Here is a 26,996-nt window from a genome sequence, read left to right on the forward strand (position 1 = left end):
GGCGAGGCGAGGGGAACGACCTGCGGATGAATTCGACCGTGTCACCGGCCGCCGGCCGGACCGGCCGGCCCGCCGCGACGCGGGCCGCCGGGCTGGTGTCGGCGGCCCTGCTGGCGGGTGTCGTCGGCTGCGGTTCCGGCGACGCCGCGGCGCCGCCGGATCTCTCGGCGCCGCCGACGAATGTGCGCTGGCAGCCCTTCCAAGGGGTACCGTTACCCCGGACGGATCAGGGTCCGCGTGCCGAAACCGAAGGCGCGGCAACGGGTTTCGATCACTCGCCGCCCGGGGCGGGGGTCGCCGCCATGGTGCACGCCGTGCGCCTGGCGATCGCCGACGACGGGCAGTGGTCGAATATCGTTGCCCGGGAAGTGGTTCCGGGTGCGGCGAAGGACGAATGGGCGGTGAACCGGGTGCAGGTGTCGATCAGCGGCCCGGCCGACCCGGTGTACGCGCCGCGGCTGCTCGGCTACCGGATCACCGAGTACACCGAGCAGCGGGCGCAGGTGGACGTGTACAGCGAGTATTCGGACAGCTCGAAGGCGGTGAACCATACGACCGTGGAGTGGTTCGCGCAGGATTGGAGATTACGGCTGCCCGATCCCGCGGCGACCACCAGACCGATCGACCCTGTCGACGAATTACCGAGTGACACTGTGAAATTGGAGGCACCGAAGTGAGCGGGAAGGAGACCTACCAGCGTGACCGCGTCTCCTTCGGTGTCGTGGCGTCCGCGGCGGTCCTGGCACTGATCGTGGTCGTCGGCGTCGTGATGTGGACCGGACGGGACTCCGAGCCCGAATCCGGTCCCGCGCCCGCGGCCGCCGTGGGCGAGGGTTTCGCCGATCCGGAGGTGGACATCTTCAATCGCCGTGTCGATATTCCCAACAATCCCGCGGGGCAGGCCCTGCCGCAGGACCCGTCACCGCAGCGCAATCCGGCCGATCCCGACTGGCTGACCGCGGCGCCCGCCGGCACCACGCAACCGCGCGGCTGGCAGCGGGTCTACGGTGCCTCGGTGCCGTTCTCGACCTCCGACGGTCCGCATCGGATCGAGGACGGTCTGGCGGTCGGGTATTCGCATACGCCGCAGGGCGCGGCGCTGGCCGCCGCGCAGATCACCTACCGCCTCAATGCCCGGCCGGCGCACCGCGACCTGTACGTGCGGCAGGTGCGGGTGTCGGCGCAGCAGATCGCGGCCTACGACCAGGCACTGGATTCCGAGCGGCTGCCCGAGCAGCAGCCGGTATCGGTGACCAAGTACCTGGTGGCCTCCGACGCGTTCAAGGTCGACGACTACGCCGACGATATGGCGATCGTGCGGCTGGCGTTGCGGGCTCCGGCGCTGGACGGCAAGCCGGTGTGGGTGACCTTGCGGCTGATCATGGTGTGGGACGCGGGCGATTGGCGGCTCAAGCCGACCACGTCGCCGAATACGCAGACCGAGTACGTCGAATCGCTCGAGGGGTGGACTCGATGGTGATTCCAGTGTTGGGACGGAATGTGGAAGCTCAGCTAGTGCGCGAAGAAAGCCCGCCCGCCGCGGCGCGGCAGGCCCCTGCGATCTCTCGCCGGGTATCGCTGGCCAGACGGTTCCTCACGATCTTCGCGGTGATCTTCACCGTGATGGTCGCGACGCCGACGGTGGCCTACGGCCAGACCTACGGATTCGACGAGACCTGTAACGAGATCCACGACACCCTCGACGACCTCGGCATTCCGGGGATCTCGCTCGGTGACGCCGCCTCGGCGGTCTGTAAGGCCGGCAACGCGGGCTCGCATCCCGGGCAGGCGGCCGACGCGATCAAGGACAAGGCGTGGGATTCGACCTTCGGCAAGGTGGTCGATTCGCTGATGAACGGTCTCGGCGAGGCCATCATCCTGGCCCTCACCTTCTGGATGAAGGTCCCCAACGAGGTGGCCAGTGATTCCGGCAGTCTGTTCACCAAGATCAACGACTACACCTATCAGGTGCAGATACTGCTGCTGATGGCCTCGATCATCATCACAGGTCTGCGATTGGCCGAGGCCAGACGCGGCGGAGCGATGGACGAGGCGGCCGAATCGTTCCGCATGTTCACCCGGGTGGTGTTCAGTTCCTGGATGCTCGGCGCGGTGATCGTGGCCGGGACCCAGGCCTCGGACCGGTTCGCCGAATGGATCATCCAGGACTCCACCGACGGCAATGCCCGCAATCTCGCCGAACTGATGGTGAAAACCAGTGCGCTCCAGGCATTCTCGCCCGGCTTGGTGCTGATCATCGCGATCGTCGGTCTGCTCGGCGCACTGGCGCAGATCGTGCTGGCCATCGTCCGGCAGGGGTTGCTGGTGATCGCGGCGGGCGTACTTCCGCTGGCGGCGGCCTCGTCGGGGATGAGTATCGGCAAACAGTCGTATCAGAAACTGGTCGGCTGGATCATCGCGTTCATGTTGTGGAAACCGGTGGCGGCGATCGTCTACATGATCGCGTTCACCACCGCGGGGCATGTAGACGAGATGACCCCGGCCGGCGGCCTTCCCGAGGCCGAGCAGGCGCAGCGGATGCTGGTGGCCATCGTGCTGCTGTGCAGCGTGGCGTTTGTACTGCCCGCGCTCATGCGCCTGGTGACCCCCGCGGTCGCGATCGTCGGCAGCGGCGGATCGGGTCTCACCGCGGCCGGCGGCACCCTGATCGCCGCGGCGGGTCTGGGCGCCATGGGTACCAAGGCGGTCGGCGCGCGTGGCGCGGCGGCGCCGGGCCGGGCCGGATACGTCGGGGGCGCGGCCGGTCCGCCGCCGCCCGGCGGTGGCCGCGGCGGCGGAGCGCCCCGGCCCGTGCCGCCACCACGCGGCGGGGGCGGCGGCGGGGGAGCGCCACCGCAAAGGTCCGGTACGCCCGCGGGATCCGGCGGTGTACCGTCCGGAGCGTCCGGCATGGCCAACCGCATCGCTGCCGCGCGGTCCGCGAACACCGGTATGACTCGCGCGGATCAAGCGATGGGCGAGGTCGCGGGTGACGGCTGGACGAATCGTTCCCCCGACCTCGGCAGGAGCACCATCCCCCGATGACCAGCACCGAAACCTACGAACGCCGCTCCTACGGGTTGTGGCAGAAACCGCGCAGCGCCGGCCTTTTCGGCCTGCGCTGGGAAGAGACCGTTCTCGGGTTCGTCGTGGTCATCACCGCGCTGTTCACCGCGATGGTCGGCGGTTTCCAGTGGGGTGCCATCGTGGGCGGGGTCGGTGTGGTGATCATGGCGCCCCTGGTCATGCGACGCGGAGGGCGCTCCGGCTACGAGACGGGATTGATGATGTTCCACTGGATGCGTTCGCGCAGCCGCGGCGAGCACGTGTACCGCGGCGGCCGGTTCTCCCGGGTGCCGGGTGGTTTCACCCGGCTCCCGGGGTTGCTCGCGCCCTCGAAACTGTACGAGGGGATCGACGCCGGCGGTTACAGCTTCGGCATGATCCACCTACCGCAGTTCGCCCAGTACACGGTGGTCCTGCGCGCATGGCCGCAGGGCCACGAGGCGGTGGACCAGCCGGTGATCGACCGCTGGGTCTCGGCCTGGGGCACCTTCCTCGCCTCGGTCGGCCAGACCAGCGATATCGTCGCGGTGGTACCGGTGATCGACACCGTGCCCGAGACCGGGAACCGGTTGCTCACCGAGGTCTCCACCATCACCCGGCCGGAATCGCCCGATCTGGCCCAGCAGGTGATGTACGAACTGGCCACCGAACTCCCGCAGGAGCGGGTGCAGCTGCTGCCCCGGGTGGCGATCACCTTCAAGGCCACCACCGCGGAGCGGCGCAAGAACCCGGCCGAGGAAGCGGTCGAGATCGGCCGCCGGCTGCCCGGGATCTGCGCCGCGCTGGCCGAGGCCGGGGTCCGGGCGCAGCCGATGTCGGCCGACGAGGTGATCGCGTTCATCCGGCGCAGCTACGATCCGGCCTCCCAGGCCGACCTCGAGGTCGCGGCCGGGGAACCCGAAGGCCACGGCCTGGATTGGGCCGATGCCGGCCCTGTGTCGAACGACGAGAAATGGGACCATCTGCTCCACGACGGCGCCCGGTCGGTCACCTGGGAGATGGACACCGCCCCCGAGGGCGCGGTGGACGAACGGGTCCTGCAGCGGCTGCTGGCACCGAATCCCGAGGTCCCGCGGAAACGGATCGCCATCGTGTACCGCCCGCATTCGGCGGCCGACGCCGCCGAGATCGTGGACGACGATTTCAAGAACGCCCTGGTCGCCCAGCAGAGCGAACGCGGCGTGGTCTCGGCGTCGGCCACACTGCGGGTCGGCGCGACCCAGCAGGCGCGCGAAGAACAGGCGCGCGGCCACGGTGTCACCCGATTCGGCGCCCTGGTGACCATTACCGAACCGCTGCGCGGCGACCTGCCGCGTATCGAGGCCATCACCCGCGACCTGTCCACGCAGGCCCGGTTGAAGATCCGCCGCTGCTACCGCTACCAGGCGGCGGCGTTCGCGGCCTCGCTCGGCTGCGGGGTGATCCTGCCCGAGCACGCGACCATTCCTAAAGCATTGGCGGGGTGAACGACTGATGGCACGCGAGCACGAGCCTCCCGTCCGGGAACGGAACCGGGTCCGGACCGCCACCGGCGAACGGATCCGATCCGGCCGCGACGAGGAACGCCGCATCCGGGCCGAACGGGACGGACAGCACGGTCCGCCCGCCGGAGAGCGGCGGGAGGCCGAACGCTCGCGTACCGAACGCCGCACCCGGACACCGCGCGACGGCGCCGCCGGCGGGGCCGGCCGGGACCGGGCTCGCCGGGCGCGGGTGGACACCACCGCCGACCGGGCGATGGGTACACCGGAATTCGACAAGGCGGCCCGCCGGGCCAAGGTGCGGGCGGAGAGGAAACGGCAGCAGGGGCCGCCGTTGCTGGACGCCGCCACCCGGTCGCGGCTGGAGGAACTCAGCCGGGAGGGCGCCGGGCTGCGCGCGGCCTGGGCGAGTTTCCGGGTGCGCACCGACGATATCCGCCGCCGCAACTACGCCGCGCGCGCCGAACAGGAGTTCCAGGACGGTTTCGACCGGCAGACGGCACAACTCACCGACCGCGGTTTCGCCGGCGCGGGCGGCGGCCGGATGAACGTGGTGGGCCGGCCGGTGGAGTACCGGGCCACCACCGCGCAGGTCGCCGGTCTGTGGCCGTGGTCGGTCGGCGCCGGCGCGCCGCTGATCGGGACTCCGCTGGGATCGCATCTGCACACCGGCGCGCCGGTATGTTTCGACCCGATGAACTGGTTCATGCGAGGCAGCTTCATCACCGCGCCGAGCCTGTTCGTGCTGGGGCTCAACGGTTTCGGTAAATCCTCGCTGGTCCGCCGGATCGTGCTCGGCGGGGTCGCGCAGAACATCACCCCGCTGATCCTGGCCGACGTCAAACCGGACTACCGGAAACTGGTGGAGCTGGTGGGCGGTCAGGTGATCGACCTCGGTTACGGTCACGGCAAACTCAATCCGCTCGCCGGTGGCGTTCTCGGCGAAATCGTTCCACTGCTCGAGGAGCATCCCGAACTCCAGCAGCAGGTACTGCAGGACCTGCGGGCCCGGCAGGTGACCTTGATCGCGGGTCTCGTCGAGCTGGTGCGCGGGGCGCGGGTGCGCGACTACGAGGAGACGCTGATCTCCACCGCGCTGCGGATCCTGTACCGGCCGGGCAGCGGTTACACCCCCGATTCGCCGCCGATCATGGAGAACCTGCTGGAGGTCATCGTGGCGGGCGGCGAGCAGATGATGCTCGACGCCGGCGCCGACGATCCGGCCGAATACCACGAGGCCATCCGCGGATTGCGGCGTTCCATGCGCGCGCTCACCCAGGGCCCGTTCGGCGCGGTCTTCAACGGACAGACCACGGTGCCCATCGACACCGATTCGGTGGCCGTCTGCATCGATGTCTCCCATATCCCCAACGGCGACAAGAAACTCAAGGCCGCGGTCATGCTGGCCTGCTGGGCCGACGGGTTCGCCGCGGTGGAGGCCGCGCACACCCTCACCGATGCCGGGATGGCGCCGCAGCGCTATTTCCAGGTGGTGATGGACGAGCTGTGGCAGGTGCTGGGTCTCGGCGATTTCATGGTCGACCGCGTCGACGAACTCACCCGCCTGCAGCGCGGTATCGCCACGTCGCTGATCATGATCAGCCATACGATCAAGGATCTGCAGGCGCTGGGCTCGGAGGCCGCGATCGCCAAGGCGCTCGGATTCCTGGAACGGGCGCGGGCCAAGATCTTCGGCGCGCTACCCGCCGAGGAGATCAAACGGCTGGACAGCACGGTCCCGTTCACCTCGGCCGAGGAGGAGATGGTGACCAGCTGGTCGGCACCCCAGGCGCTCACGGGCGAGGCCCTCAAACCCGGTCAGCAGCGGCCGTCGCCGCCCGGCACCGGTAAGTTCCTGCTGAAGATCGGTGAGGACCGGCGTCCCGGGATTCCCTTCCACATGGAATTCACACCGGCCGAGAAGCTCAGCGGTATCCACGACACCAACCAGCGGTTCGAGGAGTTCACCTCCTATCCGGGCAGGTCGGCCGGCGGTCAGGGGACGCCGGACGGCACCCCCACGGTGGGTGGGAGACCGTCATGATGCCGCACCGCTCGTATCGCCGGGTGTCCCCCGAGGTCCGGGCCGCCGCGGTGGAACAGGTCCTGGCGCTGACCGGGAAATTGCGCAGCGAATCGGAGGCCTGCCGGGTGGTCGCCGAACAGATCGGCGTGCACACCAATTCGGTACGCAACTGGGTACGGGCGGCGGAGGGGCCGAGTCTGGAACGGATGGACGCCGCGGCGTTGCGGCGCAAGGTCACCCTGCTGCAGCAGCAACTGGCCGCCGCGGCCGAGGTGAACCGGGCTCTCGCCGACACCCTGAACGAATCCCGGCGTCACACGTGAACCCTGCGAGGGCGCGGCCGTGAACGCGAAATCGGTGCTGTGGTCGACTCTCGGCCTGGTGATCGGGCTGCTGACGGTGGTGCTGGTCATCGTGATGCCCGCGGTCGACGACCCCTGTGAAGGGGGTTCGGTGCTGAACCCGGGCCAATCGACGCTGCCGCCGCTGGGTGGTTACGCGCCGGGCGATCCGCGCGCCGCCGGACCCGCCGCGACCGGTATCCCCGCGCCGTCCACGGCCAACCCGGCCGCCACCGCCACCCCGTCGCTGGCCGCCGGCGCGGGTCCGCTGGATCGCACCTGGCCGATGGCCGCCGGAACCTATTCGGTATCCGATGTCTTCGGCTCCCGCGGCGGCGGGCACAAGGGCGTCGACCTGGCCGCGCCCGACGGCACCCCCATCTTCGCGGTCTCCGACGGAGTGGTGGTGGCCGCGGGCCCGGCGTCCGGATTCGGGAACTGGATCGTGGTCGACTCGGTGGATCCGGGCAACGGGCGCGCGTTCTCCACCGTGTACGGGCATATGTGGGATCACGGTGTGCTGGTGCGGGTGGGGGAGACCGTGCGAGCGGGTCAGCATATCGGCGCGGTCGGATCGGCCGGCGAATCCAGCGGTCCGCATCTGCATTTCGAGGTGGTGCCCGGTGGCCGGTTCACCGGCGGCCGGCAGATCGATCCGATGCCGTGGCTGGACGGTTCGCCGACCCCCGATCTGGGTGGCGCCCGCGCCTTCTCGGTCGACCCGCAGTGCGTCCGCGGTTTCGGCACTCCCGGCGGCGCGCTGGCCGGTGGGAAGGTGCCGCCGGAACTCGAGATCTGGTACCGGCGGGCGGGCTCGCTGTGCCCGGAGGTCACGCCGTCGCTGCTGGCCGCGCAGGGACGCCAGGAATCGGGATTCCGGCGCGGTCTCACCTCACCGGCGGGGGCGCAGGGTCTCGCGCAGTTCCTGCCCGGGACCGCCGCGAGTATCAACCCGGACGACGGACAGCCCTATGTCATCGATGCCGACGGCAATGGAATCGCCAGCGTATGGGACGACGGTGACGCGATCGTCGGCCAGGGCCGGTACATGTGCGCCATCGCGGGGAAGGTGAGCGGATGGATCGCCGAGGGCCGGGTCCAGGGTGATGTGGTCGCGCTGACCCTGGCCGCCTACAACGCCGGTGAGGGCGCCGTTCTCGCCTCGGGCGGTATGCCGAATCAGGTGGCCGCGCACTATTCCGAGACCCAGCCCTACGTCACGAACATCCTGTCGATGGAGGCGGAGTACCGGGATCCCGGCGCCGCGGGACGATTCAGCCCCGACGCGGAGGGCGCCGCGGGCGACCAGGTGGTGCAGGCCGCGCACGAATGGCTCGGTACCCCGTATGTCTGGGGCGGCGGCGGCCCGCAGGGGCCCAGCGCCGGCGGCCTGGACGGTCCGGGCCTGACCTCGGCGGCGGTGTTCGCCGCGTCGTCGGGGGCGGTCACCCTGCCGCGGACCGCCGAACAGCAGTGGGAGGCCGGCGCCGAGGTCCCGGTGGCCCAGATGCGGCCGGGCGATCTGGTATTCACCGATTTCGGCCCGCGGGGGCCCGCCCACGTGGGCATCTATGCCGGCGACGGGCAGATGATCCACGCGGCGCCCGCGGAGACCGCCGAGGCCGCCGGTGGCGTGGCGCAGACGGCGGTACCCGGCGACGCCCGGGCGAGGAGGGTGCTGTGAACACGCGCGGATCGGCGCCGGACCGGTCGTCCGGGCGGTTAGCCTGGAATGAGAAGACGAGTGCGGGTGCGGGACTGGTGGTGGCGCTGATGCTGGGCATCACGGTGCTGAGTGGCTGCGGTGGCGGCGATCCGGGTACGGCGACCGGGCCGGCCACCTCCACGGTCCGGCGGCTGGAGGCCGTTCCGGCTCCGGATCCGGCGACCGCCGACGGGGTCGCGGTGGCGGCATTGCGGGAGATCTACCGCTGGGATCCCGCCACGGAGGTGCCGGGCGCGTCGCTGGAGCGGGCCCGGAGATGGCTGGGGCCCAGCCTGGTCCGGGTTCTGGACGCGCCCACGGATACCGCGGGTACGCCGGGAGTGTCGCTGCGCTGGGGCGAATGGGCGGCCGCCGGCGCGCGGGTCGAATCCTTCGCATTCGCCTCCGGCGACCGGCCGCCGGCGGGACCGGATCCGGCAGTGCAGCAGTTCAAGATAGGAATCGAACAGACCGTCGTCTATCCGGACGGCCGCGAGGAGCCCCTGGCGCCCTCCACGGTGATCGCGACCGTGGTGCGCACGCCGCAGGGCTGGCGGCTCGACGGGTACCGGTGAGTACCGGCAGGGATCACTCAGGAGGCAGGTATGGCGAAGAAGAAACCGGTGAAGGATCCGGCCGTAGTCGGGCCGGATCTCAGCCTCATCGCGATCTACGTCGGCGGCGCCCTCCTGGGAACCCTCTGGGTGGCGCTGCATCTCGGCAATATGCTCTCGCTGCAGAAGCAGGATATGCCGGTCAATCCCATCGATATCATCGCGCGGATGGCCAAGGGTGAGCTGCGCTGGCCCACCGGCACCACGGTGATCCTGATCGTCGTGGTGCTCGCGCTGGTCGCGTTCGTACTGTACCGGCGGCGCGCGACCACGATCCGCACCCGCGGCCGGCTCGCCGTCGACGACAAGGCCGATGTGATGGGCAACGGGGGCGCCATCTCGGCGCTCACCGAGGCGGGGGTCCGGGAGAAGGCGCAGCAACTCGGGGTGAAGCTCGGCTACGACGACGCGCCCGGTGTGCCGATCGGGGTGGCCGTCGCCGACGGGACCATGCTCTACGGCTCCTACGAGGATCTGCACCTGGATATCTGGGGCCCGCGACAGGGGAAATCCTCCTCGCGGGTCATCCCGGCCATCCTCAACGCCATCGGCCCGGTGCTGGCCACCTCCAACAAGCGCGATGTGGTCGACGCGACCCGTGAGGTCCGGGAGGCCAAGGGCAGCCGCACCTTCGTCTTCGACCCGCAGGGCGTGGCCGGTGAGCCGGCGCGGTGGTACTGGGACCCGCTGGCGTGGGTGGATGCGGAGAAGGACGGCTGCGAAATGCGGGCGGCGCGGCTGGCCGGGCATTTCGCGGACAGCGACAGCGGTTCGGATTCGCGTAACGACGCCTTCTTCGATCCGGAGGCCGAGGATCTGCTGGCCGGTCTCTTCCTCGCGGCCGCCATCGCCGGAAAACCCATCACCCAGATCTGGGAGTGGGTCACCGATCCGGGCAATATCGAGCCCATCCAGTTCCTGCGCGACGCGGGACACGATTTCTCCGCCTCGGGTCTGGCCGCCCAGTACAACGCCGACCCGCGGACCCGAAGCGGGATCTTCGGCACCGCCAAGAAGATGGTGCGGTGCCTGAAGCTCCGCAATGTGCACAAGTGGGTGACTCCGAACGATCCGGACGACAACGCCGAACTGGTCCGGGTGAAATTCATCGAAGACGAGTTCGTCGAGAACAACGGCACCCTCTACAGTCTCTCGCTGGAAGGCCGGGGATCGGCGGCTCCGCTGGTGAGCGCGCTCACCGAGGCCGTGATCGATGTGGCCATGCAGCGGGCCTCCCGTTCGGCCTTCGGACGCCTGCCCATTCCGCTGCTCGCGGTGCTGGACGAGGCCGCGAACGTCGTCCGCTGGAAGGATCTGCCCAAGCAGTACAGCCATTTCGGTTCCCGCGGCATCGTGGTGATGACCGTGCTGCAATCCTGGGCGCAGGGCGCGCGGTGCTGGGGCGAGGACGGTATGAACGCGCTGTGGTCGGCGGCCAATATCAAGATCCTCGGCAGCGGTGTCGACGACGCGAACTTCCTGCGCGAGCGGTCGGAGGCGATCGGCGAGCATTCGGCCATCTCGGCGTCGGTCTCCGAATCCAAGGGCGGGAAGAGTTATTCGCGGTCCCTGGGCTCCTCGAAAACCTTCACCGTCCAGGCCCTGTCCACGCTTCCGCGGGGGCGCGCCATCGTTTTCTCGTCGGGCGCGCCGCCGGTTCTGGTACGGACCGTGCCGTGGTGGGAGAGCGAATACGAGGCGGCGGTACGGAAATCCATCGCGGAGCACGATCCGGGGCGCAAGATCCGGGTCTCCGAATCCGTCCTGGGTTCGTCTTCCGACATGATCAAGGAATCCACTCCGGCGCCCGCGCCGGTGAATACGCCGGTGGTGGCCGCTTCCGCACCGACGGAGCCGGGTCAGGGCGGGAAAGCCCCCATACTGGACAAGAACATGGGAAACATTCCCCCACCGCCGGGGCTGGTTCCCGGTGATACGCCGCCGGGACCGGGTAACGGGCCGGACGAGAGGCAGGAGGTACGACCGCAGTGACCGAGACTCCCGAAGAGCAGCAGGACATGGTCTACGAGAACGTCGGGGAGTTCGTCCAGGAGTACCTCATCAGCGTCTATCGCCGGCAGGTCAGCGATCTCAGCGATACTGTGTGGTGCCCCGAATGGTGGAAGCATCCGGAGGCGTTCGCCCGGCTGGATGCGCTGTGGCGCGCATGGGAGCACTACCGCCAGGATCCTGCCACCGGAATGAGCGTGTGGTTCCTCGACCACGCCGACAAACATATGAAGGTACTGCTCGATCCGAAGGGGCCCTTCAAGTACTGCAGCGTGCGTAACGGGCACAAGGACATGCTCATCCCGCTACCGGTGGGTGAGCCTCCCGAAGGCTTGTTCAGCAATCCTCCCGACGATCCCGGAGCCGTCCCCCGGATCGACCAGGTCGACAGGGATCTGTGGGTTCCTCGCTGACCATCGGTCGATATCGAGAACGCCCGTCCGCGGACGGGCGTTCTCGATATCGGACCACGGGACTCTAGCGGCTGCGCTCCAGACCCCGAGCCAGCTCTTCCTGCTCGCGGGCCCGCACCACCGCGGGTGCGCGTTCGGGCTTGGTTCGCACCGCCTCGCTCGGTGGCGTGGCCTGACCCATATCCACCAGCATCCGCGCGGCGGCCAGTTCGGGTGCGATTCCGATCTTGGCAAGGTGGGCGGCCAGCGCTTGGCGCCGCTGCGCCGAGTCGTGGCGTACCGCCTCGGCCGCACCGCCCGCCGCCGATCCCGTGGAGAACGAACTCATGGAGAAGCGGTCCTTCTCCAGCTGTACCCCGCGATACGGGGTCTCTCGGTGCTGGGTGACGGTGGGTGGTTTGACCTCCGCCACCGACCGCGAAATGGTCTGGGCCAGTGCCAGGTTGCGCGGGTCCTTCGATTTGGCGTCGCGGGCCTCGCGGATCTGCAGCTCCCGGGCCTCTTTCTGCCGGGCCTCGGTCATCTTGACCCGCATCTCGGCTTCCCGCTGACCGCGTTCCCGGGCCTTGAGCGCGACGAGCGTCGCGATCTGCAACATCGTCTTCATCATGGCCGCGGTCTCCCGGCCGATGTCGTCCAGTTCCTCGGACATGGCTGCTCCCGATACTGCGGTGGTCCCTATTGGCTGCCTGTGCTGACCCCGGGACGGCGAACCGGACCCGGGCCGATCGGGGCCCGCCACGCGACCCGCGGACCGTTCCCCGGCCGGATGTGTTCGGCCGGAGCATCCCGCAAACCGCGCCCGGGCCCCGGAACGCGACGGGCGCCCGCGACTTCGTCACGCGCACGCCCTGTTTCGAGGTTACCCGAGAAGTAGGGGCACGGTCTCGGCAACGTATCGCCGACCAGCATATATCGCGTAAATACGGTGTGCGGGAAACGCGCCGCGACCCCGGCCGGTGCGTCGGCCGGGGTCGCGGGGGTACCACGTAGCGGGTCGTACCCGGTTCAGTCGATACGGACCGAGTTCAGGGTCACCGGCTGGGTCGGTTTACCGTCGCCGGGACCGTTGGACTCGTCCTGGCCCGCACCGGCGATCTTGTCCAGCGTGCCCAGTCCGGCCTCGTCCACGGTGCCGAAGATGGTGTAGTTCGGCGGCAGCATCGAATCGCCGTAGACGATGAAGAACTGGCTGCCGTTCGTCCCGGGGCCGGCATTGGCCATCGCCAGCACTCCGCGCTGGTAGCCGATGGGCTGCTGCAGGGCCGGGTCCTCGGGGGCGTACTGGTCGGTGGGGTACTCGTTGTCGAACTCGTAGCCCGGCCCGCCGGTGCCGGTACCGGTCGGATCGCCGCACTGCAGGACCTTCAGGCCCTCGCCCTGGGTGAGACGGTGGCAGGTGGTGCCGTCGAAATACCCCTGGCCCGCCAGGCTGGCGAAGCTGTTCACGGTGCAGGGCGATTCCGCGTTGTTCAGCGTCAGCCCCATCGGGCCCTGCGAGCTGTCCACGCTGATGCTCAGCGAGGAATTGCCGTCGCCGGTCTGGATTCCCTCGGCGCGCGGTTTCTGCACCGGTTTGGCCGCCGGTTCGGCGCTGTCACGATAGGCGCAGTTCACCGTGGCCGGTTTGGCGGCCGGAGGCGGGGGCGGCGCGGCGCCCGGAGTGCTGGACAGCGAGGCGTCCGGCGTCTGCGAGGCGTTCTGCGCCGACGAATCGGAGTCGTCACCGCGGGTCAGGAAATACACACCGGTCACGGCGGCGATCACCACGACCACGCCCAGAGCGGATCCGGCGATGGTGAGTTGCTTACGCTTACGCGCGCGTTCGGCCCGGTTGGCGAGCTGACGTTCCAGCTTGCGTTTCGCCGCCTCTCGGCGTTGTTCGTTGCTCGGCACTGCCACATTCCTCCCGTGCGGCGTCCGGGTCGGAGCCCGGCCGCTCGCTGCTGGTCTGTTGCTTCCGGGACTAGAGTCTGCCATCTCCGGTCCGGCGGTCCCGGATATCGGACTCTGTCGACCGTCGCGCGGTGCGCCACCTGGCCTCCGTACCCCGGAACCGGTTGGACTCGACCGGGCCGGGTGGGGGAAACTGGTTCACCGTGACCAAGACCAGCAGCTTCTCCGCCCCGAAGGGGGTGCCGGATTACGTCCCGCCCGGTTCGGCCGAGTTCGTCGCGGTGCGCGACGGCCTGCTCCGCGCCGCCCGACTCGCCGGGTACGGGCATATCGAGCTGCCGGTCTTCGAGGACACCGAACTTTTCGCCCGGGGTGTCGGTGAGTCCACCGATGTCGTGAGCAAGGAGATGTTCACCTTCTCCGATCGCAGCGAACGCAGTGTCACGCTGCGCCCGGAGGGCACCGCCGGGGTGATGCGCGCGGTGATCGAGCACGGACTCGATCGCGGCCAGCTACCGGTGAAACTGAGTTACGCGGGACCCTTCTTCCGCTACGAGCGGCCGCAGAAGGGCCGCTACCGGCAGCTGCAGCAGGTGGGTGTGGAAGCCATCGGGGTCGACGACCCGGCGCTCGACGCCGAGGTCATCGCGGTCGCCGACGCCGGGTTCCGGAGTCTGGGTCTGACCGGGTTCCGGCTCGAGCTCACTTCGCTGGGTGATGAGACCTGCCGTCCGCAATACCGTGAACGGCTGCAGGAATTCCTGTTCGGCCTGGATCTGGACGCCGAGACGCGGCGCCGGGCCGAGATCAACCCGCTGCGGGTGCTCGACGACAAACGTCCCGAGGTCCGGGAGATGACCGCCGGTGCCCCGCTGATGATCGATCACCTGTCGGAATCCGCGAAAACCCACTTCGACCAGGTGCTGGCCCACCTCGACGCGCTCGGCGTGCCCTACGTCCTCAACCCCCGGATGGTGCGCGGGCTGGACTACTACACGAAGACGACGTTCGAATTCGTGCACGACGGTCTGGGCGCGCAGTCCGGGATCGGCGGCGGCGGTCGCTACGACGGCCTGATGGCGGAACTGGGCGGGCAGCAACTGTCCGGTATCGGATTCGGGCTCGGGGTGGACCGCACCGTGCTGGCGCTGGCGGCCGAAGGCGTGACAGCGGGTGATCCGGCGCGCTGTGAGGTGTTCGGGGTGCCGCTGGGCGAGGCCGCGAAACAGCGGCTCGTGGTGCTGGCCGGTGAATTGCGGGCGGCGGGCGTGCGCGTGGATCTGGTCTACGGCGACCGGGGCGTCAAGGGGGCCATGAAGGCCGCCGACCGGTCCGGCGCCCGGTTCACCCTGATCCTCGGTGACCGTGACCTGGCCGAGGAGACCATCGGGTTGAAGGATATGAGTACCGGTGACCAGCGGCAGGTACCGCTCACCGAGATCGTTTCCACTCTCACGGCGGCCTCTGCCCGAGCCTGAGAGCGGCCGGCTCGGCGGGCTATCGCCCGCCGGGCCGGCCGGTGCCGTACTGTCCCTGTCACCTCTGCTCCTGGAACGAAACGCTGCCGTGACCGATACCCCGCCGCCCGACACCGACCAGCCGATCGGGCTGGATCTGGTGGCCCCCGAGATGTACGCGCCTGTACTGCGGCGAGTGGCGGCGGCCGCGCTCGGTCTCGCGGTGGTGATCGGTGTGATCGTCGCGTTGCTGTTCGGACCGGTGGTGGGGCTGGTGACCGCGCTGGTGGTGGCGGTGCCCACGGCCGGGCAGATGCTGATCCCGCCCCGGCGCCGCCTGCTGCTGCGGGGGAATATCGTCGAGGCCCGCCGCCTGTTCCGGACGCGGCGGCTGGATGTGAGCGCCCTGACCGGTATCGAACTCCTCGTCACACCGGCCCGGCTGAGCCGGGTGGCGCTGCGGCTCACCGCGGGCCCGGATCGCCGGCTGCTGCCGCTGGCGCTGTACACCGATTCGGGATCGGGCCGGGAACTGCATCTGCTGGGCCTGCGGCGGCTGGCCGACGCCCTGATACGCAGTGAACTCCCCTCGGCGCTGCTGGTCGCCGATGTCCTGGTGCATCAACTGCGCGCCGAGGCACGCGACGCGGGGCTGCCGGAACGCCCGCTGTATCGCGCGGTCGTCGCGGCGCGGTCCAAGGACTACGTCGGCACCGTCCGGCTCACCGACGAGGAGATCGCGGCCCTCTACTGAGCCGAACCCGCCCTACCGCTCGCCGCCGGGTCGTGGCGGGCGACGCGCTCGTGCGGCGGCGGAGCCGAGGTGCTCAGCCCACCGTCCAGGTCTCGGTACCGGTGAGCAGGTTCTGCAGGGAATCGCCGGTCACCGGGAACCGCTCGCGGGCCGCGGCGTTCTGGGCGCGGACACCGTCGTCGTAGGTGGGGCGGTCGACGGCCCGGAAAACGCCGGTGACCACATGGTCGAGGTCCTGGTCGGAGAGCCGCGACAGCGCGTAGGCGTATTCGGGATCGTCGGTGTGGGCGTCGTGGACGACGATCTCGTCGGCGGGGATATTCGTCGCCGGCACCACCGCCAGCCCGAATCCCCGGCGCACCACCGCGTACTCGCCGTCGGCGCCGAACCGCATCGGTTCGCCGTGGCGCAACCGGATCAGCCGCGATTCGCTGTCGCCGCGGCGCAGCACATCGAACGAGCCGTCGTTGAAGATCGGGCAGTCCTGCAGGATCTCCACGAACGAGGTGCCGCGATGCTCGGCGGCGGCCCGCAGCACCTCGGTGAGCCCGGCGCGATCGGAGTCCAGTGCCCGGCCCGCGAAGGTGGCCTCCGCGCCCAGCGCCACCGACAGGGTGTTGAACGGGTGGTCGACCGAACCCATAGGGGTCGACTTCGTCACCTTGCCCGGTTCGGAGGTGGGGGAGTACTGGCCCTTGGTGAGACCGTAGATCCGGTTGTTGAACAGCAGGATCGTCATATTCACATTGCGGCGCAGCGCGTGGATCAAATGGTTGCCGCCGATGGAGAGGGCGTCGCCGTCACCGGTGACCACCCAGACCGACAGATCCGGGCGGGTGACGGCCAGCCCGGTCGCGATGGCGGGCGCGCGGCCGTGGATGGAGTGGATCCCGTAGGCGTCGAGGTAGTACGGGAACCGGCTCGAACAGCCGATCCCGGAGACGAACATCAGATTCTCCCGGCGCAGCCCGAGTTCGGCCAGGAAACCGCGCACCGTGGCGAGGATGACGTAGTCGCCGCATCCCGGGCACCACCGCACCTCTTGGTCGGAGGTGTAGTCCTTGGCCTTCTGCGGTTCCGTCGCCGCCGGGACCCCGGACAGCCCGGAGACCGGGGTGATACCGAGTTCGGTGCCGGTCAGTGAGGTTTCGACGATCGTCATGATGCGCCCCCGTTCGTGCGATAGGTCGCCCGGGCCCGCGCGGCGACCACCTTGTCCTGTTCGAGGCCGGGCAGTGAACCGTCCAGGGCGGCGTCGATAACGCCGACGAGCTCCTGCGCGGAGAACGCCGTCCCCGCCACCTTGGTCCAGGGCTGGACGTCCACCAGGTATTTCGCCCGGAGCAGCAACGCCAGCTGACCGCCGTTCATCTCGGGCGCGACCACCGTGCGGTAGCGCCGCAGCGTCTCGCCGAGATCGGGCGGCAACGGGTTCAGATGCCGCAGAGACAACTGCGCGACGCGGGCGCCGCGACGCCGGACCCGGCGGCAGGCCTCGCCGATCGGCCCGTAGGAACTGCCCCAGCCGACCACCAGCACGTCGGCGTCACCGCCCGGATCGTCGACCTCGACCGGCGGCACCGTGATCCCGTCGATCTTGGCCTGCCGCAGCCGCACCATGAGCTCGTGGTTGGCGGGGTCGTAGGAGATATCGCCGCTCCCGTCCGCCTTCTCCAGCCCGCCGATCCGGTGCGCCCGGCCCGCCGTGCCCGGAACGGCCAGCGGCCGCGCGAGGGTTTCGGGGTCCCGGGCGTAGGGCAGGAAATCCCCGTCGCCGCCCGGATCGAAATCGGGGTCGATCGGGGGCAGCTCGGCGACCGTGGGAACGGCCCACGGTTCCGAGCCGTTGGCGATCGCGCCGTCGGACAGCAGCAGGACCGGCGTCCGGTAGGTGAGGGCGATCCGTGCGGCCTCCACGGCGGTGGCGAAACAATCGGCCGGTGAGCGCGGCGCCAGTACCGCCACCGGGGATTCGCCGTTACGGCCGTAGAGGGCCTGTAGCAGATCGGCCTGTTCGGTCTTGGTGGGCAGTCCGGTGGAGGGGCCGCCGCGCTGGACGTCCACGATCACCAGCGGTACCTCGGTCATCACCGCGAGTCCGATGGATTCGCTCTTGAGGGCCAGCCCGGGACCGGAGGTACTGGTGACACCGAGCGCGCCGCCGAGGGCGGCGCCCAGCGCGGCGCCGATCCCGGCGATCTCGTCTTCCGCCTGGAAGGTGGTGACGCCGAAATTCTTGTACTTGCTCAGCTCGTGCAGGATGTCGGAGGCCGGGGTGATCGGGTAGGTGCCCAGGAACACCGGCAGGCCCGCCAGCGATCCGGCGGTGATCAGGCCGTAGGCGAGCGCGGTGTTCCCGGTGATCTGCCGGTAGGTCCCGGCGGGCAGTGCGGCCGGGGCGATGCTGTAGGTGGTCGCGAAGGCCTCGGTGGTCTCGCCGTAGTTCCAGCCGGCCCGGAAGGCGAGGATATTGGCCTCGGCGATATCCGGTTTGGCCGCGAACTTCTCCCGCAGGAACTTCTCGGTGCCGCCGATCGGCCGGCCGTACATCCAGGACAGCAGGCCCAGCGCGAACATGTTCTTGGCCCGCTGGCCGTCCTTCTTGCCCACCCCGGCCGATTCGGTGGCGGCCAGGGTCAGCGAGGTCATCGGCACCTGATGGACCACGAAGTCCGCGAGGCTGTCGTCGGCCAGGGGGTCGGCCGCGTAACCGACCTTGGTGAGGTTGCGCTTGGTGAACTCGTCGGTGTTCGCGATGAGGGTGGCGCCGCGCGGCAGCTCGCCGAGATTCGCCTTCAGCGCCGCCGGGTTCATCGCGACCAGGACGTCCGGCTGATCACCGGCGGTGAGGATATCGTGGTCGGCGATCTGGATCTGGAACGACGAGACACCCGGCAGCGTGCCCTGCGGAGCCCGGATCTCGGCCGGGAAATTGGGCTGGGTGGCCAGATCGTTGCCGAAGGCCGCGGCCTCGTGGGTGAAGCGGTCGCCGGTGAGCTGCATACCGTCACCGGAATCGCCCGCGAAACGGATCACCACACGATCCAATACCGCTGCGCCGGAATCGTTTCCGGTGAGCGTGGTCTCGGGACGGCCGGTATTTTCCTGGTGCGAAACCATACGCGTGCGTCACTTCCTCGTCGAAATGAGCTGCCAATCGCCAAACTACCCCGCCGGGTGGGTACCGCGCCGGAAAAAACACGCGCCCAGTGTCGCTCTGACGTGCCCCGCCGCGCCGGAAGGGCACTGTTCAGGGCTGCTACCAGGCCGGATGCGGAGGGTGGAGGCCGATCACCCGCCCGCCGGCCGATCCCGGCCTCCGAGCGGCGGCGCTCCGGGTGGTACGACCCCGTCAGGCGAAGAGTTCGAGCTGCGGTGCGGTATCGGGGGCCGGGGCGGGTTCGGCGCTCGGCTCCTCCCGGTGCTCCGGGAGCAGATCGTGCGTACGCAGGAGCGGGTCGACCCGTTCCCGGAGCCAGGAGGCGTACTCCGGGGCCACCTGCGCGCCGCGCCGGTAGAGCGGGCGGTAGCGGCGCAGCAGCGCCGGATGGTGTTCGGCCAGCCAGCCGAGGAACCAGCCGCGGGTGCTGCCCCGCAGATGCAGCGGCAGCACCACCGCCGACGACGCGCCGGCCGCGGCGAGTTCGGTGAACAGTTCGTCGAGCTGGGAGCGGCCGTCGGTGAGATAGGGAATCACCGGCGCCACCATGATGTTGACCTCGAACCCGGCCTCGGCGCAGGCCCGCACCAGATCCAGCCGGGCCCGGGGTGAGGGGGTGCCGGGTTCGAGGCCGCGGTGCAGATCGGGTTCCAGGACGGCCAGCGAGATGCCGATACGCACCGGCACTTCGCGGGCGGCGAGGGTGAGCAACGGCAGATCCCGGTGCAGCAGGGTGCCTTTGGTGAGAATGGAGAACGGGGTGCCGGAATCGGTGAGGGCGCGGATGATTCCCGGCATCAGCCGGTAGCGCCCCTCGGCCCGCTGGTAGGGGTCGGTATTGGTGCCCAGCGCCACCTGTTCGCGGTGCCAGGACCGCCTGGTCAGCTCACGCCGCAGCACCGCCGCGATATTGGTCTTCACCACGATCTGGGTATCGAAATCGGTTCCGGCGTCCAATTCCAGATATTCGTGGGAGCCCCGCGCGAAGCAGTAGCGGCACGCGTGCGAACAACCCCGCATCGGATTCACGGTCCAGCGGAAGGGCAGGTTCGACTCGTCGGGGATCTTGTTCAGCGCACTCTTGCAGAGCACTTCGTGAAAGGTGATCCCGTCGAACTCGGGAGTCTGTACGGTGCGGGCGAACCCGGCCCGGCCGAGGCCGGGCAGTGCGCCGTCGTCGGCGTCCAGGGTCTGGTTCTGCCACCGCACCCGACCAGTCGAACACGCGTTCTAATGACTGTCAAGCCGCCGGGGTGAAATCGGAGAGTGGCGCCTGCGGGTCGGCGAAGAAGGCCACCAGATCCCGGACGGTGTCGTCGATCGGGCGCGGCTGGTATCCCAGTTCCCGGCCCGCCTTGCCGCGGTCGACCAGCGGCGCCGAAACCAGCGCGCCCAGAGCCGCCTTCGAGACTATATCGGTGCCGAGGCGTTTGCCGATCGGCTCCATCACCGGAATCAGGCCGGAAACCAGTTTCGGCGAGATGGAGAAGCGGGGTCCGCGTTTGCCCGCGTGCCGGGCGGCCCTCCGGCACAGGTCGAGCATGGAGATCATCTCGCCACCGAGCAGGTAGTTCTCCCCGGTGCGGCCGCGTTCACCGGCCAGGATCAGGCCGCGGGCGACATCACGGACGTCGACCAGATCGAAACCGCCGTCGATCATGGCCGGTATACGGCCGCGCGCGGCATCGCGCAGGGAGCGGTTGATCCGGGAGAGCGGGGTGCCGTGATCGGCGGGGCCGAAAACGCCGGTGGGATTGCAGATCACCGCGTCGAGCCCGGCCTCCACGACCTTGCGCAGTTCGATCTCCCCGGCCCATTTGGAGCGGTCGTAGACAGGCAGATCCGTGTCGGTGGAACGGAGCGTGGTCTCGTCGATGTTCCCGCCGCAGCTGTACTGATCGAAGGCGTGGATCGAACTCGCGTGGACGAACCGGCGCACCCCCACCGCGTGCGCGGCCTCGGCGACCACCCGGACGCCTTCGGTGTTCACCCGCCAGGCGAGGTCGTTCTTGTCCGCGAGGGTGATCACGGCGACCAGGTGGTACACGAGCTCCACGCCCTCGAGGGCGGCCCGCATGGATGCGGGGTCGAGCACATCGGCGCTCACCCAGGTGATATTCGCCGCGCCGGCGTCCCGGGGCGCCACCCGGTCGATGGCGACGACCTCGTCGCCGCGTCCGGCGAGCAGCGGGAGCAGATTCGTACCCAGATAGCCGGCTGCGCCGGTCACCGCGACCTTCATGGGGACGAGGATATAGAACTTGTTCTAATTTGCAACACGTTCTAATTCTGCCGCCCGCGCGCGGCCTCGTGCGCGGGCGGCCCGGTGGGCTATATTCGGGCGGCGACCATCGCACGCCGCAGGGGCGCATAGCGTTGCGGTGAAAAGAGTTCCATGCAGGTGGTCGCGACGACGTTCGGAACGAATCAGGGGGGAGCCCGATGAGTAATCTGTCGGTGGAGACCGAAGCGCTACGAGCCTTCGGCATCACCAACGCCGGAATCGGCACCGAAATCGCCGCCGCGGGTAACTTCGACACCCTGGCGCAGGTCGCGGCGATGACGCCGGTCTTCGGATTGATCGGCGCCGACTATCTGGCCATGTTCGCGGCCGCGCAGGTCCTGCAGGCGCGCGATATCAACGATCTGTCGGCCAAATACCAGAAACTGTCCCAGGCGGCCTTCACCTCGGCGCTGAACTACGACGGCACCGACGGCGGGAACGCCGGGGCGCTCGGCGCGGCGGGAGCGGCCCTGTGAGGCCGCTCGATACCGCCGAGGGCTCGGCGGGGCTGATCGCCCCCGAACTGCAGCAGGCCGTCCCCGCCGAGGCTCCGGTGACCACCGCGGCGCAGACCGCGCCGGATCCGAACGCGGCGATCCAGGACGTACCACTGGCCCAGCTCCCGGACGGCGAGGTCCCGGTCGAGGCACCGGAATTCGTGCTGTCCCAGCGGATCTCCGAGGACGGTCCCGCGGCCACCACCGTACCGGCGGGGGCGCCCGGGCTGTCCGGATTCCCGAACGACCCGGCCCAGGCCCAGGACATCCTCTCCGGTGCCGCCGAGGACGCCGCGACGCAGGCCGGGGACCTGCTCGGCGTGGTCAACCAGGCGGCGGCGCCGGTGGTCGACGCCGCCGAGGGTGTTCTCGGCCAGGTCACGGCCGCGGCCGGCGGCGCGGGTGCGCCCGCGGCCGCGGCGGCCGCACCCGGGACCGCCACCCCGGCGGCCGCCGCCCCGGCGCTGCCGTCCGATCCGGTGGGCGATCTGCTGAGCGGAGCCGCGCTGCCCGCACTACCGGGAATCGATGTGCTCTTCCAGCCGATCAAGGATCTGCTGAGCAGTTTCGGGACCGGTGTCATGGGCGCCCTCGACCCGACCGCCATCCTGAGCCAGTCCTCCCAGATCATCGAGCTGGCCATGGGGGTCGGCAAGAGCAGCCTGTCGGCGATGGGGCAGTCCTGGGAGAGCGAGGCCTCGCAGACCGCGCAGACCGCCGGTCAGGAGGCCAACAACTCCGGGATGCAGACCAGTCAGCGCGGTATCGATATCGCGGCGCTGACCCAGGCCGCGGCCACCGTGGTCCAGCAGGGCAACGGCCAGCTCACCACCATCGCCTCGTCGTTCCTGGGGCAGGCGGTCGCGCTGGCCCCGGTCGTGATGACCCCGCCCGCGCAAACCGCGCTCATCGCCTCGGCCACCCAGCACCTGGGCCAGGCGGTGAGCGTCGCCAATATCACCCGCGGCGATCTCGCCGGTAAGACCGCGGAACTCAACGGCATGGTGCAGCAGTTGCTCGGGGTCGACGGGCAGCAGGCCGCCGAGGCCGCCCAGAACGTCGCGCAGAGTATCGGCGAGCCGATCATGCAGCAGGCGCAGAGCGTCGCCTCGGATACCTCGGGCCTGGAATCGGTGCTCGGCTCGACCACGGGCGATCCGGCCTCGACCACGGCCGCCGGTGTGCAGTCACCGCTCGGCAGCCCCTCGGGTAGCCCGGGCCTGTCGACCGGGAGTCCGGGGCTGTCCACCGGATCGCCGAGCGGGAGTCCCGGTTCGCCCGGATCGCCCGCGCTACCCGGGGTGCCGGGCGCGACCCAGAATCCGATGAGCACCGTGCTGCGTCCCGGCGCCCTCACCGCCGGTATGCCCGGTTCCGCCGCCACCTCACCGGCCGGCTCCTTCATGGGCGGCGCGCCCGGCGGCGCGGCGGGGCAGCGCAACAACGACGAGGAACACGGTCGCACCGTGGAGGCCTACCGGAGTCCGACGGGTAACGACGATCTCACCGGACCGCTCGGCGAATCGGCGCCGGAGGTCATCGGCGCGGTGGACGCCGATGAGGACCTCGGCTACGACAACCAGTTCTGACCGGGCACCCGCCCGGCCGTCAGCGCAGGCCGGGCGGGTTGTTCAGATTCGGGGCCGAATAGGTGTCGCAGGCTTCGACCTGCCCGGTCCGATAGCCGTTCAGGAACCAGCGCTGCCGCTGTTCCGACGCGCCATGGGTCCAGACCTCGGGGTTCACCCGGCCCTGCGCGCTCGCCTGGATCCGGTCGTCGCCGACGGCGGAGGCGGCCGAGAGCGCGTCCCGGATATCGCTGTCGGTCAGCGGTCGCAGGAACGGGGTGTCCGATCCGGGCGCCGGGGTCCGGTCGGCGTAGTGCGCCCAGATCCCGGCGTAGCAGTCGGCCTGTAGTTCGGTGCGCACCGCGCCCGATTCCGGGCCCCGCGGATCCTGCTGCGCCCGCCCGATATCGCCGAGCAGGGTCTGGATGTGGTGGCCCACCTCGTGGGCGACCACGTACTCCTGGGCGAGCGGCCCGCCGGTCGCGCCGTACCGGTCGACGAGTTCCTGGAAGAACCCCACATCGAAGTAGGCGGTGCGGTCGGACGGGCAGTAGAACGGGCCCACCTCACTGGTGGCGTATCCGCAGCCGGAGGAGGCGCGGCCCGGATCGATCTGCGCATGCTCGTTGAAGGTCATGGTCGATCCCGTCTGTGAACGTGATTGCCACGGCTTTGCTCGGCTGTTCGCAATATATCGGTTTCCGGGTGCCCGAGGCGGCGCACTACGATGGCAACCGCATCCGGAGGCCGTCCCGGTGTGCTCCGAACGTCGAAAGGAAACCCGTGCTGCGCACCCACTTGGCCGGTTCACTGCGAAGTGAACAGGCCGGTCAGACCGTTACCCTTTCCGGTTGGGTGGCCCGGCGGCGTGACCACGGTGGCGTGATCTTCATCGATCTGCGCGACGCTTCCGGGGTTGCCCAGGCGGTGTTCCGCGAGGGACCGGCCGCCGAGCAGGCGCACCGGCTGCGGGCGGAGTACTGCGTGCGGGTGGTCGGCGTGATCGAGCAGCGACCCGAGGGCAACGAGAACCCGGAACTGCCGACCGGCGCGGTGGAGGTAAACGTCAAGGAACTCGAGGTACTCAACGAGAGCGCTCCGCTGCCGTTCCAGCTCGACGAGCAGCCCGGTGAGGAGGCGCGCCTGCGCTACCGCTACCTGGATCTGCGCCGCGAGGGCCCGGCCCACGCCATCCGGCTGCGGTCGAAGGTGAACGCCGCCGCCCGCTCGGTACTGGCGCGCCACGAATTCGTCGAGGTCGAAACCCCGACCCTCACCCGCTCCACCCCCGAGGGCGCGCGTGACTTCCTGGTCCCCGCCCGCCTGCAGCCCGGGAACTTCTACGCGCTCCCGCAGAGCCCGCAGCTGTTCAAACAGCTGCTCATGGTCGGCGGTATCGAACGGTATTTCCAGATCGCGCGCTGCTACCGGGACGAGGACTTCCGCGCCGACCGACAGCCCGAGTTCACCCAGCTCGACCTCGAGATGAGCTTCGTGCGCCAGGAGGATGTGATCCTGCTGGCCGAGGACATCCTGGTGGCGCTGTGGGAACTCATCGGTTACCGCATCCCCACCCCGATCCCGCATATGACCTACGCCGAGGCGATGCGCCGGTTCGGCAGCGATAAACCCGATCTGCGCTTCGGGGTGGAGATCACCGAATGCACGGAGTACTTCGCCGAAACCCCGTTCCGGGTGTTCCAGGCGCCCTATGTGGGCGCGGTCGTCATGCCCGGCGGTGCGAACCAGCCGCGGCGGCAGCTCGACGCGTGGCAGGAATGGGCCAAACAGCGCGGCGCGAAGGGTCTGGCCTATGTGCTGGTCGGCGAGGGCGGTTCCCTCACCGGCCCGGTGGCCAAGAACCTCAGCGATGCCGAGCGGGCCGGACTGGCCGCCCATGTCGGCGCCGAGCCCGGCGACTGTGTGTTCTTCGCCGCCGGTCCGGCCAAGGCGCAGCGCGCGCTGCTGGGCGCCGCCCGGTCCGAGATCGCGCAGCGGGTCGGGCTGGTCGACGAGAACGCCTGGTCGTTCGTCTGGATCGTGGACGCTCCGCTGTTCGAACCGGCCGCCGACGCCACCGCCAGCGGTGATGTGGCGCTGGGACATTCGGCGTGGACGGCGGTGCACCACGCCTTCACCTCGCCGAAGCCGGAATCGCTGGACACCTTCGATACCGACCCCGGCAACGCGCTCGCCTACGCCTACGACATCGTCTGCAACGGCAACGAGATCGGCGGCGGCAGTATCCGTATCCACCGCAAGGACGTGCAGGAGCGCGTGTTCAAGGTGATGGGGATCAGCGAGGAGGAGGCCCGGGAGAAGTTCGGCTTCCTGCTCGACGCCTTCGCCTTCGGCGCGCCGCCGCACGGCGGTATCGCGTTCGGCTGGGACCGGATCGTGGCGTTGCTGGCCGGGCTCGATTCGATCCGTGAGGTGATCGCGTTCCCGAAGACCGGCGGCGGCGTCGACCCGCTCACCGACGCACCCGCGCCGATCACCGCGCTGCAGCGCAAAGAAGCCGGACTGGACGCGACGCCGAAACCCGACGGCCAGGTCGAGACCGCGGCCGGAAACGGTGCGGTCCAGGCGGCGGGCAAGGGCGGCCCCGCCTGACCTCGCTCATACCGGAGAGATGGGCCCGCCGGTGAGCGTGCGATACGCGTAGGTGACCGCGATCGCCGCCACCGGCCCGGCCACCAGCAGGCCGAAACCGCAGGCGAGCAGGCCGAGCAGGGTGACCACCAGCACGGTCAGCACCAGGAGCAGGACCCGGCCCGGAGCCCGCATCACCAGCAGAAAACTGGATTTGATGGCCTCCACCGGCGTCTGGCCCTGTTCCACCGCGAAGTGCAGCGAGAACATACAGCCGATCCCCACCAGGATCCCGGGAATCAGGCACAACGCCGACGCGAGTGTCGTGGCCAGGAAGGCGAGCAGCGCGGTCAGGAACGCGTTGCCGACACTGCCGATATAGAAGTACGACCCGAAACCCGGCCGGTAACCGTCGGTTTCGTACAGGGCGCCGCGGACCAGCGCTGTCTGCAATACCCACAGGCCGGCCATCACGCCCGCGAACAGCACCAGCAGCGGCAGCACCGACGTCGGCTCGAGCAGCTGGACGATGGCGTAGAAGGCCAGGTAGATGATCAGGCCGAGGGAGGTCACCGCCACCCACGGGCCCGGATTGAGCCGGAACTTCTCCACGCCGTAGCTCAGCGCATGTCCGATATCGAGGTGACCCGGGATACCGGTGCCCACGGCCTGGTAGCCGTACACCGGGGCTTCGGCACCTGCGGCGTTCCGGTCCGTGCCGGTGGCGGTGTTCTGGTCCGGACCGGTGCCCGGGGGACCGTAGACCGGCTCGGCGGCGGCCGGCCGGACGGGCTCGGTCTCGATCTGGGTGGGGGCGCCCGGTGCGGTGCTCCGGCCGGAGGGCGAGGTGACGACCGGCGCGGGTTTTCCCAGGCCGACAGACCCTGCCGCAGACGGCGTGGCCGCCGACTGCGAGGGCGTCGCGGGCTCCGGCGGCCCGCTCGCGGCCGGCCCGCTCGGCGGCGGCGCCGGTGTCGCGGACGGCGTGGCCGGGGGTGGGGTGGCCGGTTCGCCGGCGGCGGGCGCGGACGACGGCTTGCCGCCGGGAGCGGATGGGTTGCCGGGCGTGTCCGGGGTTCCGGGGGAGTCCGAGGGGGAACGCGGTGTGTCGGTCACGCTGGCATACCTTTCG

General features: G+C 69.7%; 23 protein-coding genes. 15 read left to right on the forward strand and 8 right to left on the reverse strand.

Annotated elements, in window-relative coordinates; genetic code table 11:
• The first annotated feature begins 26 nt into the window (after positions 1-26).
• The 10 genes from ACZ6SF_RS01535 (at position 27) to ACZ6SF_RS01580 (ending at position 11,656) form a co-directional block, all read left to right on the forward strand.
• Entirely contained in the window at positions 27-677 is a 651-nt protein-coding gene (locus ACZ6SF_RS01535) for a DUF8175 domain-containg protein (protein ID WP_466059731.1), read from the forward strand.
• Complete coding sequence (locus tag ACZ6SF_RS01540; protein WP_466059733.1) at positions 674-1,480, forward strand: DUF8175 domain-containg protein; 807 nt, start codon at positions 674-676, stop codon at positions 1,478-1,480. The genes ACZ6SF_RS01535 and ACZ6SF_RS01540 overlap by 4 nt, the downstream gene beginning before the upstream one ends.
• 20 nt (positions 1,481-1,500) lie before the next feature.
• Positions 1,501-3,045, forward strand: a complete 1,545-nt coding sequence (locus tag ACZ6SF_RS01545; protein ID WP_466059734.1) for a hypothetical protein — start codon at positions 1,501-1,503, stop codon at positions 3,043-3,045.
• Entirely contained in the window at positions 3,042-4,532 is a 1,491-nt protein-coding gene (locus ACZ6SF_RS01550) for an SCO6880 family protein (protein ID WP_466059736.1), read from the forward strand. The genes ACZ6SF_RS01545 and ACZ6SF_RS01550 overlap by 4 nt, the downstream gene beginning before the upstream one ends.
• A gap of 7 nt (positions 4,533-4,539) precedes the next feature.
• Positions 4,540-6,591: a hypothetical protein gene (locus ACZ6SF_RS01555; RefSeq protein WP_466059738.1), complete on the forward strand. Its 2,052-nt coding sequence runs from the start codon at positions 4,540-4,542 to the stop codon at positions 6,589-6,591.
• Positions 6,588-6,896: a transposase gene (locus ACZ6SF_RS01560; protein ID WP_466059740.1), complete on the forward strand. Its 309-nt coding sequence runs from the start codon at positions 6,588-6,590 to the stop codon at positions 6,894-6,896. The genes ACZ6SF_RS01555 and ACZ6SF_RS01560 overlap by 4 nt, the downstream gene beginning before the upstream one ends.
• A 19-nt stretch (positions 6,897-6,915) precedes the next feature.
• A complete protein-coding gene (locus ACZ6SF_RS01565; protein ID WP_466059742.1) occupies positions 6,916-8,598 on the forward strand; it encodes a peptidoglycan DD-metalloendopeptidase family protein in 1,683 nt (560 codons plus the stop codon).
• Positions 8,599-8,687: 89 nt separating this feature from the next.
• Positions 8,688-9,194, forward strand: a complete 507-nt coding sequence (locus tag ACZ6SF_RS01570) for a hypothetical protein (RefSeq protein WP_466059744.1) — start codon at positions 8,688-8,690, stop codon at positions 9,192-9,194.
• 30 nt (positions 9,195-9,224) lie between these two features.
• Positions 9,225-11,225 carry a type IV secretory system conjugative DNA transfer family protein gene (locus tag ACZ6SF_RS01575; protein WP_466059746.1) on the forward strand — a complete coding sequence of 667 codons (2,001 nt, stop codon included), beginning with the start codon at positions 9,225-9,227 and terminating at the stop codon, positions 11,223-11,225.
• On the forward strand, positions 11,222-11,656 hold the full coding sequence (locus ACZ6SF_RS01580; RefSeq protein ID WP_466059748.1) for a DUF4913 domain-containing protein: 435 nt from the start codon (positions 11,222-11,224) through the stop codon (positions 11,654-11,656). The genes ACZ6SF_RS01575 and ACZ6SF_RS01580 overlap by 4 nt, the downstream gene beginning before the upstream one ends.
• Before the next feature lie 64 nt (positions 11,657-11,720).
• Here the strand turns inward: ACZ6SF_RS01580 and ACZ6SF_RS01585 are convergent, their stop codons facing one another.
• Positions 11,721-12,308, reverse strand: coding sequence for a hypothetical protein (locus ACZ6SF_RS01585; RefSeq protein ID WP_466059750.1), 588 nt, complete (start codon positions 12,306-12,308; stop codon positions 11,721-11,723).
• A gap of 356 nt (positions 12,309-12,664) precedes the next feature.
• Positions 12,665-13,552, reverse strand: a complete 888-nt coding sequence (locus tag ACZ6SF_RS01590) for a peptidylprolyl isomerase (protein WP_466059752.1) — start codon at positions 13,550-13,552, stop codon at positions 12,665-12,667.
• A gap of 203 nt (positions 13,553-13,755) precedes the next feature.
• Between ACZ6SF_RS01590 and hisS the strand changes: the two genes are divergently transcribed.
• Together hisS and ACZ6SF_RS01600 are read left to right on the forward strand one after the other, a co-directional pair.
• Positions 13,756-15,030: a histidine--tRNA ligase gene (gene hisS, locus ACZ6SF_RS01595; RefSeq protein WP_466059754.1), complete on the forward strand. Its 1,275-nt coding sequence runs from the start codon at positions 13,756-13,758 to the stop codon at positions 15,028-15,030.
• 88 nt (positions 15,031-15,118) lie between these two features.
• Entirely contained in the window at positions 15,119-15,763 is a 645-nt protein-coding gene (locus ACZ6SF_RS01600) for a hypothetical protein (protein WP_466059756.1), read from the forward strand.
• 73 nt (positions 15,764-15,836) lie between these two features.
• Here the strand turns inward: ACZ6SF_RS01600 and ACZ6SF_RS01605 are convergent, their stop codons facing one another.
• The 4 genes from ACZ6SF_RS01605 to ACZ6SF_RS01620 all read right to left on the reverse strand — a co-directional run bounded on the left by ACZ6SF_RS01605 (position 15,837) and on the right by ACZ6SF_RS01620 (position 21,165).
• The gene (locus tag ACZ6SF_RS01605; protein ID WP_466059757.1) at positions 15,837-16,925 is read right to left on the reverse strand and encodes a 2-oxoacid:ferredoxin oxidoreductase subunit beta; all 1,089 of its coding nucleotides are present in this window, start codon (positions 16,923-16,925) and stop codon (positions 15,837-15,839) included.
• Positions 16,922-18,883, reverse strand: coding sequence for a 2-oxoacid:acceptor oxidoreductase subunit alpha (locus ACZ6SF_RS01610; protein ID WP_466059759.1), 1,962 nt, complete (start codon positions 18,881-18,883; stop codon positions 16,922-16,924). Before ACZ6SF_RS01610 ends, ACZ6SF_RS01605 begins: the two co-directional genes overlap by 4 nt.
• Before the next feature lie 232 nt (positions 18,884-19,115).
• Positions 19,116-20,132 carry an Rv2578c family radical SAM protein gene (locus ACZ6SF_RS01615; protein WP_466059761.1) on the reverse strand — a complete coding sequence of 339 codons (1,017 nt, stop codon included), beginning with the start codon at positions 20,130-20,132 and terminating at the stop codon, positions 19,116-19,118.
• A gap of 31 nt (positions 20,133-20,163) precedes the next feature.
• On the reverse strand, positions 20,164-21,165 hold the full coding sequence (locus tag ACZ6SF_RS01620; protein WP_466059763.1) for an NAD-dependent epimerase/dehydratase family protein: 1,002 nt from the start codon (positions 21,163-21,165) through the stop codon (positions 20,164-20,166).
• 200 nt (positions 21,166-21,365) lie between these two features.
• Between ACZ6SF_RS01620 and ACZ6SF_RS01625 the strand changes: the two genes are divergently transcribed.
• Together ACZ6SF_RS01625 and ACZ6SF_RS01630 are read left to right on the forward strand one after the other, a co-directional pair.
• Positions 21,366-21,683 carry a type VII secretion target gene (locus ACZ6SF_RS01625; protein WP_466059765.1) on the forward strand — a complete coding sequence of 106 codons (318 nt, stop codon included), beginning with the start codon at positions 21,366-21,368 and terminating at the stop codon, positions 21,681-21,683.
• Entirely contained in the window at positions 21,680-23,293 is a 1,614-nt protein-coding gene (locus ACZ6SF_RS01630; protein WP_466059767.1) for a hypothetical protein, read from the forward strand. Before ACZ6SF_RS01625 ends, ACZ6SF_RS01630 begins: the two co-directional genes overlap by 4 nt.
• A 19-nt stretch (positions 23,294-23,312) precedes the next feature.
• Here ACZ6SF_RS01630 and ypfJ read toward each other — a convergent pair whose 3' ends face one another.
• Positions 23,313-23,963 (reverse strand): KPN_02809 family neutral zinc metallopeptidase, encoded by a 651-nt coding sequence (ypfJ, locus tag ACZ6SF_RS01635; protein ID WP_466061305.1) that lies wholly within the window; start codon positions 23,961-23,963, stop codon positions 23,313-23,315.
• 92 nt (positions 23,964-24,055) lie between these two features.
• Here ypfJ and aspS point away from each other — a divergent pair, with 92 nt between their 5' ends.
• Positions 24,056-25,885 (forward strand): aspartate--tRNA ligase, encoded by a 1,830-nt coding sequence (aspS, locus tag ACZ6SF_RS01640; RefSeq protein WP_466059769.1) that lies wholly within the window; start codon positions 24,056-24,058, stop codon positions 25,883-25,885.
• Positions 25,886-25,891: 6 nt separating this feature from the next.
• On the opposite strand, the gene ACZ6SF_RS01645 is transcribed toward aspS, so the two are convergent.
• Positions 25,892-26,980 (reverse strand): hypothetical protein, encoded by a 1,089-nt coding sequence (locus ACZ6SF_RS01645; protein ID WP_466059771.1) that lies wholly within the window; start codon positions 26,978-26,980, stop codon positions 25,892-25,894.
• Positions 26,981-26,996 lie beyond the last annotated feature (16 nt).

The organism is Nocardia sp. NPDC049935 (assembly GCF_055586645.1).